This window comes from Yoonia sp., from assembly GCF_046292185.1.
Classification (GTDB): Bacteria; Pseudomonadota; Alphaproteobacteria; order Rhodobacterales; family Rhodobacteraceae; genus Yoonia.
Map to the genome: position 1 here is coordinate 35667 of NZ_JBKBQY010000014.1, position 9790 is coordinate 45456.

Consider the following 9790-nt stretch of genomic DNA (forward strand, 5'->3'; position numbering starts at 1 on the left):
CGATGAAAACCTTTCTGCGGATCGTCCTTGTTCTGGTCATCCTTGGCTTTGTCGGGTTGGCGCTGTTCATCCTGGTGCCGGTGCAAAGGACCGGCCCCCAGCAGGCCCTTGCCCCCGACTGGGAACCCGCCGAGGGTGAAGGTTATTACGCCATGCGGCTGGCCGATTGCGCTGCCTGTCACACTGCCGAGGACGGTGAGCAATTCGCAGGCGGTCGCCCGATCGAAAGCCCGGTGGGCACGATCTATTCCTCCAACATCACCCCTGAGCCGGACACCGGCATCGGCGGCTATACGCTGGATGAATTCCGCGCCGCACTCTATGATGGAATTCGTCAGGACGGCGCGCATCTGTACCCCGCCATGCCCTATGACAATTACCGGCTTATTTCGGAAACCGATGTCCGCGCGCTCTATCAGTATTTCACCGAAGAAGTAGAGGCTGTTCATAACGTTGTGCCGGAAAACGATCTGCCGTTTCCGTTCAATCAACGCTGGGGTCTGCGGGCGTGGAACTGGGTCGGGCTGCCCGATGCCGGGTTCACGCCGATGTTCGAGGATGATGTCCTGAACCGTGGTGCCTATATCGTGGAAGGGCCGGGCCATTGCGGTGCGTGTCATACGCCGCGCAATGTGATATTCGGGCAGGACGGGTTTACCGCGCGGGACGCACGTTTCCTGACCGGCGGGGAAATCGACGGCTGGACCGCGCCGGACCTGCGCGGCCCCGATAGCCCGCCGCAGCGCTGGGAACCCGAACAGCTTGCACGCATCCTGGCCACCGGGCGCAATGTCCATGCCAGTATCGTGGGCGAGATGAAACTGGTAGTCGAGGATTCACTGCAACATCTGACGCCCGATGATATGGCCGCGGTCGTCGCCTATCTGCGCCATATCGGGCGCGAGGGGGCTGCCGGTGATCCTGCGCCTGTCGCCGAGGACCCGGATGCGACCAAGCTGGAAACTTTCGTGGAAAGCGAAACATCGGTTCTGCTGACATCCGCTGACCCGCAGATGAGCCTTGGGGCGCGGCTGTATCTGGATAATTGCAACGCCTGCCACTTTGTCGATGGACGGGGGGCCAACGAGGTTTTCCCCGAACTTGACGGTAACCATCTGGTCAATGCCGAACTGCCGACGGGGCTGATCCACATGATCATGTACGGCGATACGCTGCCCTCGACCGAGGAGCGGCCGATGCGGCTGGAGATGCCTGGCTTCGCCCACCGCCTCAGCGATGAGGAAGTCGCGGAACTGGCGACCTTTGTGCGCAGCGCTTGGTCGAACAACGCCGGTGCCGTCAGCGCGGAAGATGTCACCGATATGCGCGAAGACGGCGAGGGCCGCATAGAGGGCGCAGATGTCGCCCCGCAAGCCGGGCAATTCGTGATGGAACAAGCAGAGTGATCCTGCCTGACGGTGCATGATCACTGCCCGTGCGCGGGCGAGCAGCGGGAACATTCCTGCAGACCTCAGGTTTGGACCAATTGCAACGCATTCAGGAAGGAAAACGCATATGTCACGGATTTTGAAAGCTGCATATTTTACCCACCTCACGCTCTTGCTCGGAAGCTCTGCACTGGCACAAGAGACAAGCGTCGATGCGCAGGATCATGCCTTCGCCGTCGAAACCGTGGTCGAGGGCTTGTCGCACCCTTGGGGCATGGCCTTTATATCCGATACGGAATTTCTGGTCACGGAACGCAATACCGGCACCCTGCGCGTGGGCGATGTGGGCGGCGCTTTGTCAGAACCGATCTGGGAAGCGGACGATCTTTTCCGTTACGAGGGCGAAACCGAGCGTAGTCAGGCCGGGCTTTTCGATGTGAAACTGCACCCTGATTTCGCCGACAATGGTTGGGCCTATCTGAGCTATTCGCGCGAAACCGATCACGGCGCGGCGGTGACGATCATTCGCGGACAATAGAACAGAATGACGACGGTGTCGCCTTCAGCGATGTCGAGGATATTTTCGTGATGAAACAGGACGATCAGGATTCCAGCGGCCTGCATTTCGGCGGACGGATGGCATTTGATCCAGAGGATCAATCGCTGTTTCTGTCGATAGGCGAGCGTCGCAATCTTGAACGCGCCCAGGATGCTGCGGATCAGGCAGGCTCGGTGCTGCGCCTCACGGACGCAGGCGATGCCCATCCCGACAATCCGTCCTTCGCAGATGAGGCCGAAGAAGGCGAGGCGGATCCCTATATCTTTTCCATGGGTCACCGCAACATTCAGGCCCTGACGATACATCCCGAAACCAATGAAATCTGGGCTGTCGATCATGGACCCGAAGGTGGCGACACCATCCAGCTGATCGCGGCGGGCAATAACCATGGCTGGCCGTTCCTGGCGGGGGGGCCGGATTATTCCGGCGCGCCGCTCGGGGTCGGGCTGAGCATGGAAGGCATGACCTCGCCGGTGCATGTATTCGAAGACACGGTTGCCCCGTCGGGTGTGACCTTCGTTTCGGACGGGTCAAATTTTGAAAACTGGGCGGGCGACATGATCATCGGTGGCCTTGTCACCGAAGGGCTGGTGCGTGTGCGGCTGGAAGATGGTGAAGTCGTTACCCAGGAAGAGATCGAACTGGGTTACCGCGTGCGCGACGTTCACAACGGGCTGGACGGTAACATTTGGCTTGTGACCGATGAAGAGAACGGCACGATCCTCCGCCTGACACCCGAAGGATAATAGCCGGCTTGGGACATTGTCCGGCAGATCTGCCGGACAATGATCAGCATCTGCATAAAACGGGTCCTTTGGGCGGCGGGTCGCGCGCACCAAGGGACGATGATGACCACGCCGCAGCAGGCCACCGTGGTCGTCAGGCCAACCGCTGCATCAGGTCTGAACCAGCACCAACTTTGTTGTGTCGGCATTGATCAAAGGCTTGGCAAGCGTCGAATAATTGCCCGAAAACAGGCGACTTTGCTAAAAACAAGGCTATTTAATGGCGGAACCATGCTCATGCGGATTGCTTCGCGCGTGACATCTTGGCTTTGCTGCACTGCCGCAATATGTGCTGATTTGAATACCATCCGGAAGAATCGCTGCAGGCCGCTGCGCAAGCCGTTGGAATAAGACACTTTAAGGAACGACATGATTTTTTCGACCAAGATGAGCCGTCGCCATTTGCTGCAAAGCACCGCCGCAGTCACGGCGCTCATGTTCGCCAGTCGTGGATATACACAGGATGCGCCTGCGTCCGAGCCATTTTCCTTTGAAACCCTGACCGAAATGGCACAGGCCCGCGCCGCCGAAGCCTATGTCGAACCGACACCGCCAGAAGGTTTCCTTGGCGACCTCGATTATGACGACTATCGCCTGATCCGGTTTGACGGCGACCGCGCCCGCTGGGCCGACACAGACTCGCAGTTTCACGTTCATGCCTTCCATACCGGATGGTTGTTCGGCGAACCCGTGAAATTGTTCGAGGTCACGCGTGACGGCGATACCGCCACCGCTGCGCCGATGATCTTTTCTACTGATGATTTTGAATATCTCAACGCATTGGCCGACCGCGTGCCCGAACATGCCGAATTGCCGGGTGTTGCGGGATTCCGGCTGAATGCCCGGCTGAACCATCCCGATCGTTTTGATGAGCTGGTGGCGTTTCTGGGGGCAAGCTATTTCCGCGCCTTGGGCCGCGACAGCCGCTATGGGTTAAGCGCGCGTGGTCTTGCGCTGAACACCGCTGGCCCAATGCCGGAAGAATTCCCCCGCTTCACGCGGTTCTATCTGGAACATGACGCGCAGGGCGCTGCTGTTGTGCATGCGCTGCTGGACAGCCCCAGTGTGACTGGTGCCTACCGTTTTGTCATCCGGCCCGGCGAAGCGACGGAAATGGATGTCACCGCCCGGCTGTTCTTCCGCGCCGATGTGGCCGAGATGGGGATCGCGCCGCTGACATCCATGTTCCTTTACAACGGGATCAACCGCGCCGGTTTCGATGATTACCGCCCCCGTGTCCACGACAGCGATGGGATGCGTATTGTGCAGCGTGGCGGCGATGTGATCTGGCGGCCACTGAACAACCCTAGCCGGCTGGCGGGGTCGTATTTTGCGGAAAACGGCCCGGTCAGTTTCGGCCTGCATCAGCGCGACCGTGATTTCGCCAATTATCAGGACCCCGAAGCGCATTATGAAATGCGGCCCTCGCTGGATGTTGTGCCTGCCACCGATTGGGGGCCTGGTCATATCCGGCTGGTCGAGATCCCGACCGACCTGGAAGTGAACGACAATATCGTCGCCTATTTCATCCCCGAAGGTGACATCAAGGCAGGCGATGCGCGCGAATTTTCCTATCTGCTGCGCTGGGGCGACCTGCCCGAAAACGACGGCGCAGAGATTGCGCATGTCGTCGACACTTTGGCCGGGGCCGGCGGTGTGTCCGGCGTCGTCAACGCCGCCAACAAGCGCAAATTCGTGATCGATTTCAAGGGCGGCCTGCTGTCGCGCCTGACGGCAGAGGATGACGTGACACCGATCGTCAGCGTGACGGGCGGCGAATTGGTGAATGTCACGCTTGGCCCGGTGCCGGGTGGCGAAATCTGGCGCATGGTGCTGGATGTCAGCGCACAGGACAGTGATGTTGTGGAACTTTCCGCCCATGTCGCGGGTTACAGCCGGAAGCTTACAGAAACGTGGCTGTATCAATGGACCAGAGAGAATGCGTGATTTAATGTCTGATGAGAATCCCGACATCGAACGACTGATCGCGGTCATCGGCGCGCCGCCTGCGGCCCCGATGGCTATCGTCCGACAGCAGTTAGAGCATGGCAAGGGCGACGAACATCACGGTCTCCTGCCACGGCTGTTCGGCGCATTTCTACCCAAAGCGGGTCAATAAGCGATGCCAACCGCGCGCCCGGTAAGCCGGGGCGTCACAACTGCCCGCAGCGTCGCGCTGATCGCCAGCCTGATCGCGGCGTTTTCCGCATTCGCGTTGTTCCTGAAATTCGGCGCCGCCGACGGGCTGGACAAGATCGACATCCTGCGCAGTGTTTTCATGCTGATCTCGACCTTCTGGCTGGCCTGGGGGGCGATGCAGGCGTTTATGGGGCTGACCACCCATGCACAGGTACCACTGATCGACCGCGACAAACCCTTGGGTGGGCGTATCGTGGTGCTGGTCCCGGTCTATGAAGAAGACCCCATCGCCACATTCTCGCGCATTGCCGCAATGGATATGTCGCTTGCCGCCACCGGGCACGGCGGGCATTTCGATTTCGCGATCCTGTCGGATACGCGCGATGATCTTGTCGCGGCGCGTGAACGGCTTTGGTATCTGCGGCTGTTGGGTGATCGGAACGGGCAGGGGCGGATATTCTATCGCCGCCGCACCAGCAACACCGGCAAGAAGGCCGGCAATGTCGAGGATTTTATCCAATCCTCCGGCGCCGCCTATGAATTTGCGATCATTCTGGACGCCGACAGCCTGATGGAAGGCGCAACCATGGTTGAAATGGCCCGCCGGATGCAGGCCGACCCGAAACTGGGGCTGCTGCAGACCTTGCCACGGATCATTCACGCGCGGTCCCGCTTCGGCCGGGCGATGCAGTTTTCCACCGCCTTCAATTCCCCCGTGTTCGCGCGCGGGCTGGCGATGATGCAGGGGCATACCGGCCCGTTCTGGGGGCATAATGCGATCATCCGGGTACGTGCCTTTGCGCAAAGCTGCGGACTGCCGGAACTGGCTGGCAAACCGCCCTTCGGCGGCCATATCCTGAGCCATGATTACGTCGAAGCGGCGCTTTTGGCGCGCGCCGGATGGCATGTCAGGCTGGATGATGATCTGGACGGTAGTTTCGAAGAAGGCCCCGAAAACATGATCGATCACGCCAAACGCGACCGGCGCTGGTGTCAGGGAAATCTGCAACACAGCCGTCTTGTCTTCGCCCCCGGCCTGCGCGGGTGGAGCAGGTTTGTCTTTGTCCAGGGTATCCTTGCCTATCTGGTGTCGCTTTGCTGGCTGGGGTTTCTGGTGGCCAGTATCGCCGCCCCCGCCTTTGGCCCGCCGACCGTCTATTTCCCGACGCAATACTGGCCGATGCCCGTCATGCCACCGGATGAGACGACGCTTGCGATCGGCCTGATCATCGGGATTTTCGGCCTGCTGATCCTGCCTAAATTGTTGATCGGCGCGGATGCGGTCCTGTGGGGCCGCGTCAGGCGGTTCGGGGGTTGGCTTCACGCAACGTTGTCAGCCATGACAGAGCTTTTGCTGTCATCGATCATCGCCCCGATTTCGATGATGTATCAGACGCGGTCGGTGTTTCAGGTTCTGTTGGGGCGTGACGGCGGCTGGCCTGCGCATGACCGCGACACGCCGGAACTGCGCATCTTGGACGCGTTCGGGGCCAGTTACTGGATCGTGCTGACCGGGCTGGTCGGGCTTGGGCTTGTCACCGCGCTGTCGCCTGCGCTGATCGCATGGTTCCTGCCGGTTACGTTGCCGATGGTCTGCGCGCCTTTCATCATCGCATGGCTGTCGCGGCCGGGCCATCCGGCGCTGTTCGTCACCCCCGAAGAGCTGGCACCGGCCCCGGTGATGCAATTGCGCGCCGATGTGCTGGGCCAATGGCAGGCGGGCAACAGCGATGAACAACCCGAACTTCTGAGCGGACGCCTGCAGCATGTCTGACATCATCGGGTCGCAAGACCGACGGGCACCCGGCACAGAGCGTGACCCAAGGTTGGATGTGTTCCGGGGCCTTGCCTTGGTGATGATCTTTATCAATCATGCGCCGAAGAACTATCTGGAACAATTCACCAACCGCAATTTCGGTTTCTCAGACGCGGCAGAAGGGTTTGTCTTCATGTCCGGCATCGCTGCGGGGATCGCCTATTCGGGCGTGTTCCGGCGGGGCGATCCGCTGGCCGGGGTTGCGCGGGTCCTGCGCCGGGTCTGGACGTTGTATCAGGTGCATATTCTGATCACCGTCATTTCCATCGCGATTGCTGCTGCCGCCGCGCATTGGTGCGATGCCCCCGACATGATGCGCAAGCATGGCATCTGGACGCTGGTGAAGGACCCCTTGGGGTTCCTGATCGGTGTGCCGCTGTTGGGCCATCAGATCGGATATGTGAATATCCTGCCGCTTTACCTTGTGCTGTTGCTGCTGGTGCCGCCCGTGATCTGGGCGGCGCTGCGCTGGCCCCTTGTCGTGCTGGGCCTGTCGCTGATCGTCTGGCTGACGGCGGGGATCGCGCGGATCAATTTTCCGAATTATCCCGGCGACGGTGGCTGGTTTCTGAACCCGTTTTCCTGGCAATTGCTGTTCATCGTCGGCGTGCTGACCGGGGTTGCCCATAAGGCGGGCCAAAGGTTTGTCCCTGTCCGTCTTTGGTTGCAATGCCTGACCGGTGGCTTCTTGCTGCTGTCGCTGGTCTGGATGCAATGGCCTGATTTTGCGGCGGTGATGCGCGGTGGGCTGCGCGCCGCGCAGGACGCGGGCGTGCCGGTGCTGATCACTGGGTTCAACAAGACCTATCTGGCCGCGCCACGCCTGCTGCATATCCTTGCGCTCGCCTATTTCCTGTCCAGCTTTGGCGCGGTGCGGCGAGCATGTGCAACAGCCGTTGCCGCACCCTTTGCCTTGCTGGGTCAGCAGGCCCTGCCGGTGTTCGCACTCGGCACAGTGCTGGCCTTTGCAATCCAGGCGGTCAAAACGGTGACAGGGCAGGATGTCGTGCTGGATACGCTGATGATCGGCGCCGGGCTGTTGGCCCAGCTTGGGCTGGCGGCGGCGAAACAATATTGGCCGAAACCACGGGTGAGTTAGCGGTTATTACCAATAACAATGGCCGCACAACCCAAGGGTCACACGGCCATTATCCGCTTTGGTGGTGTTACTCGGCCACCGGGTTATCAGCCTGTCCCGCAGCATCGGATTCTGCTGGGACTGGCACGGTTTGCACCGGCACATTCTCACCATCAAGGATCGGCATCGTGCCTTCGGTCTGGTCCGGTGCCGTCGTTTCTGTGGGGGCAGGGGAGGCTTGCGAACCCGGTGCTTCGTCCACCTCACGGGCAAGCCACCAAACGATCAATACTGCGACAAAGACAGCGACGGCTGTGATGCCATAAAGCGGGCCTCTGTGGCGTTTGATCTGGCGATCAAGATTTTGTTCTGAATGGCTCATGAAGGGCCTCCGTGACGTTCGGCCAGCAGTGCTGGCGATGTTTCCAGTGTTTACTCAACCCGCGGGCAATTATTTTGTTCCATCTTTTCGTGATGGAACCGACGCGCAGGTCACCGGTTGACCGCACAAAGCAACATTCAGGAGAAAGTCATGGACACCGGAATCTTTCTGGCGATTTTATCGCTTTTCACCTTCGCGGCGGTAATTTTTTTCGCTGTGCGCAGTCGCAAGAAAACAATCGACAGGATCAATGATCCCAAGATGCACCGCGATGAAAACAAATCCACCCTCGCCAAGGACGCGCCAGACCGCTAAAGGCGCGGTCTATTTCGCCAAGGTGGATTTCTTGTAGCCGCGTGCCGCCGCGCGGCCCAGCATATGGGCGGCAATCGGGGCGGTCAGCATCAGAAAAACGATTGTCGCAATGACGCGCGTCGTGGTGGCGCCATCGGCATAGAAAATCGCGCAGCCGATCAAGATCAGACTGCTGCCCAAAGTCCCTGCCTTGGTTGACGCGTGCATCCGCATCAACACATCGGGCAGGCGGAAAATGCCGATAGCGGCAACAAGCGCAAAGAAACTGCCGATCAGCAGAAACACTCCAACCAGAATATCAATCATTGGCATGATCCTCATTGTCGGGGTCGCGGCGATCCGCATAACGCGCCAGCGCCACGGTCGCCAGGAACCCGATCAGTGCCACAACGATGGCGACATCCAGAAACGCCACCACGGCTGTCATCGTGGCGATGATCCCGCAGAAGGCGATGATCAGCGTGGTCATCATGTCCAATGCTACGACCCGGTCCGACAATGTCGGCCCCAGTACCATGCGCACGAAAGCAATCGCCAGCGACAGCGCCACCAGCGCGACGGATATCGTGACCGCGATGTTCAGAAAGCTAGCGGTGTCCATCATTCAAATACCTCTATGACCAGCCGTTCCATCCCGTTTTTCATGTCGCTGATCAACGCCTCGGGGTCTTCGGCATACATCGCATGAAAGGTCAGTGTCTTGCGATCATCCGATACATCAAGGCTCAGCGTGCCGGGGGTCAGCGAAATCAGATTGGTGATCAGCAGAATCTCGAAATCGGTTTTCACATCCAGCGGCATTTCAAGGATTGCAGGCGTGCTGTAATCATTCGGGGTCAACACGTCATAAGCGACGCGCAGGCTCGACATGATCAGCTCATAGATAAAGAACAGGATCAGCCGCACGATCCGCCAGGCGCGCAGGAAATATCCATCCGGCAAGCCAAAGACCGGCGACGCGAACCAGAGCGTCAGAAAGCCCAGCACGTACCCGGCCGCCAGCATGACCAGCGTCGGACTCCCCCAGAGCGCCGCCCACATGACCGCCAGCGCGAGATTGAGGATGAACATGTTCATGGCGCGACCTCCAGAATCTCGGTCGTCGGGATTTCATCCAGATCCGGCACTGGCGCTGCAATCGCATCCTCGCCCAGAACGGCGGTGATATAGGCGGTGGAATCCAGCAATTGCACCGATGACCGCGTCGCGAATTCCACGAACGGGTCAGGCATCAACCCGATCACCATCGTCAGCACCGCCAGAAAGATCACCGGGATCAGCAATGCTGCACGACCGGGCAGGGAGGACAGTTTTGGCTCAATCCCGTC

13 protein-coding genes and 1 pseudogene are annotated in these 9790 nt (G+C 59.7%); 8 read left to right on the forward strand and 6 right to left on the reverse strand.

All coding sequences use genetic code 11. The annotated features are described in order from the left end of the window. Positions 1-2: 2 nt before the first annotated feature. The 3 genes from ACK4TM_RS04410 (at position 3) to ACK4TM_RS04420 (ending at position 2693) form a co-directional block, all read left to right on the forward strand. On the forward strand, positions 3-1406 hold the full coding sequence (locus tag ACK4TM_RS04410; RefSeq protein ID WP_409697322.1) for a cytochrome c: 1404 nt from the start codon (positions 3-5) through the stop codon (positions 1404-1406). Positions 1407-1515: 109 nt separating this feature from the next. Continuing rightward, positions 1516-1926 (forward strand): PQQ-dependent sugar dehydrogenase, encoded by a 411-nt coding sequence (locus tag ACK4TM_RS04415; RefSeq protein WP_409697325.1) that lies wholly within the window; start codon positions 1516-1518, stop codon positions 1924-1926. A 50-nt stretch (positions 1927-1976) separates the two neighbouring features. Further along, a complete protein-coding gene (locus tag ACK4TM_RS04420) occupies positions 1977-2693 on the forward strand; it encodes a PQQ-dependent sugar dehydrogenase (RefSeq protein WP_409697328.1) in 717 nt (238 codons plus the stop codon). Positions 2694-2884: 191 nt separating this feature from the next. On the opposite strand, the gene ACK4TM_RS04425 is transcribed toward ACK4TM_RS04420, so the two are convergent. Continuing rightward, positions 2885-3118 (reverse strand): hypothetical protein, encoded by a 234-nt coding sequence (locus tag ACK4TM_RS04425; protein WP_409697331.1) that lies wholly within the window; start codon positions 3116-3118, stop codon positions 2885-2887. Between ACK4TM_RS04425 and ACK4TM_RS04430 the strand changes: the two genes are divergently transcribed. From ACK4TM_RS04430 to ACK4TM_RS04445, 4 genes are read left to right on the forward strand one after another with little or no spacing between them, the layout of a single operon-like run. Then, on the forward strand, positions 3102-4679 hold the full coding sequence (locus tag ACK4TM_RS04430; RefSeq protein WP_409697334.1) for a glucan biosynthesis protein: 1578 nt from the start codon (positions 3102-3104) through the stop codon (positions 4677-4679). The two genes, ACK4TM_RS04425 and ACK4TM_RS04430, sit on opposite strands and share 17 nt — an antisense overlap. After that, the gene (locus tag ACK4TM_RS04435; RefSeq protein WP_409697337.1) at positions 4672-4851 is read left to right on the forward strand and encodes a hypothetical protein; all 180 of its coding nucleotides are present in this window, start codon (positions 4672-4674) and stop codon (positions 4849-4851) included. Before ACK4TM_RS04430 ends, ACK4TM_RS04435 begins: the two co-directional genes overlap by 8 nt. 3 nt (positions 4852-4854) lie before the next feature. Then, positions 4855-6645, forward strand: coding sequence for a glucans biosynthesis glucosyltransferase MdoH (gene mdoH, locus ACK4TM_RS04440; protein ID WP_409697340.1), 1791 nt, complete (start codon positions 4855-4857; stop codon positions 6643-6645). Next, the gene (locus ACK4TM_RS04445) at positions 6638-7786 is read left to right on the forward strand and encodes an OpgC family protein (protein WP_409697343.1); all 1149 of its coding nucleotides are present in this window, start codon (positions 6638-6640) and stop codon (positions 7784-7786) included. Before mdoH ends, ACK4TM_RS04445 begins: the two co-directional genes overlap by 8 nt. A 67-nt stretch (positions 7787-7853) precedes the next feature. On the opposite strand, the gene ACK4TM_RS04450 is transcribed toward ACK4TM_RS04445, so the two are convergent. Further along, positions 7854-8147 (reverse strand): hypothetical protein, encoded by a 294-nt coding sequence (locus ACK4TM_RS04450; protein ID WP_409697346.1) that lies wholly within the window; start codon positions 8145-8147, stop codon positions 7854-7856. Between the two features lie 150 nt (positions 8148-8297). On the opposite strand from ACK4TM_RS04450, the gene ACK4TM_RS04455 reads away from it, so the two are divergent. Continuing rightward, positions 8298-8462, forward strand: coding sequence for a hypothetical protein (locus ACK4TM_RS04455; RefSeq protein ID WP_409697349.1), 165 nt, complete (start codon positions 8298-8300; stop codon positions 8460-8462). A gap of 9 nt (positions 8463-8471) precedes the next feature. Here ACK4TM_RS04455 and mnhG read toward each other — a convergent pair whose 3' ends face one another. From mnhG to ACK4TM_RS04475, 4 genes and pseudogenes are all read right to left on the reverse strand, one after another. Beyond that, positions 8472-8768, reverse strand: coding sequence for a monovalent cation/H(+) antiporter subunit G (gene mnhG / locus ACK4TM_RS04460; protein WP_409697352.1), 297 nt, complete (start codon positions 8766-8768; stop codon positions 8472-8474). Further along, positions 8761-9066, reverse strand: a complete 306-nt coding sequence (locus ACK4TM_RS04465) for a monovalent cation/H+ antiporter complex subunit F (RefSeq protein ID WP_409697355.1) — start codon at positions 9064-9066, stop codon at positions 8761-8763. The genes mnhG and ACK4TM_RS04465 overlap by 8 nt, the downstream gene beginning before the upstream one ends. Continuing rightward, on the reverse strand, positions 9063-9539 hold the full coding sequence (locus tag ACK4TM_RS04470; RefSeq protein WP_409697358.1) for a Na+/H+ antiporter subunit E: 477 nt from the start codon (positions 9537-9539) through the stop codon (positions 9063-9065). Before ACK4TM_RS04470 ends, ACK4TM_RS04465 begins: the two co-directional genes overlap by 4 nt. Beyond that, positions 9536-9790, reverse strand: a pseudogene (locus ACK4TM_RS04475) (hypothetical protein); the annotation flags it as partial. The pseudogene ACK4TM_RS04475 and the gene ACK4TM_RS04470, both read right to left, overlap by 4 nt.

Coding starts and splice junctions, on each gene's coding strand:
- ACK4TM_RS04410 (WP_409697322.1), top strand. CDS start 3: ATGAAAACCTTTCTGCGGATCGTCCTTGTTCTGGTCATCCTTGGCTTT.
- ACK4TM_RS04415 (WP_409697325.1), top strand. CDS start 1,516: ATGTCACGGATTTTGAAAGCTGCATATTTTACCCACCTCACGCTCTTG.
- ACK4TM_RS04420 (WP_409697328.1), top strand. CDS start 1,977: ATGAAACAGGACGATCAGGATTCCAGCGGCCTGCATTTCGGCGGACGG.
- ACK4TM_RS04430 (WP_409697334.1), top strand. CDS start 3,102: ATGATTTTTTCGACCAAGATGAGCCGTCGCCATTTGCTGCAAAGCACC.
- ACK4TM_RS04435 (WP_409697337.1), top strand. CDS start 4,672: ATGCGTGATTTAATGTCTGATGAGAATCCCGACATCGAACGACTGATC.
- mdoH (WP_409697340.1), top strand. CDS start 4,855: ATGCCAACCGCGCGCCCGGTAAGCCGGGGCGTCACAACTGCCCGCAGC.
- ACK4TM_RS04445 (WP_409697343.1), top strand. CDS start 6,638: ATGTCTGACATCATCGGGTCGCAAGACCGACGGGCACCCGGCACAGAG.
- ACK4TM_RS04450 (WP_409697346.1), bottom strand. CDS start 8,147: ATGAGCCATTCAGAACAAAATCTTGATCGCCAGATCAAACGCCACAGA.
- ACK4TM_RS04455 (WP_409697349.1), top strand. CDS start 8,298: ATGGACACCGGAATCTTTCTGGCGATTTTATCGCTTTTCACCTTCGCG.
- mnhG (WP_409697352.1), bottom strand. CDS start 8,768: ATGATTGATATTCTGGTTGGAGTGTTTCTGCTGATCGGCAGTTTCTTT.
- ACK4TM_RS04465 (WP_409697355.1), bottom strand. CDS start 9,066: ATGATGGACACCGCTAGCTTTCTGAACATCGCGGTCACGATATCCGTC.
- ACK4TM_RS04470 (WP_409697358.1), bottom strand. CDS start 9,539: ATGAACATGTTCATCCTCAATCTCGCGCTGGCGGTCATGTGGGCGGCG.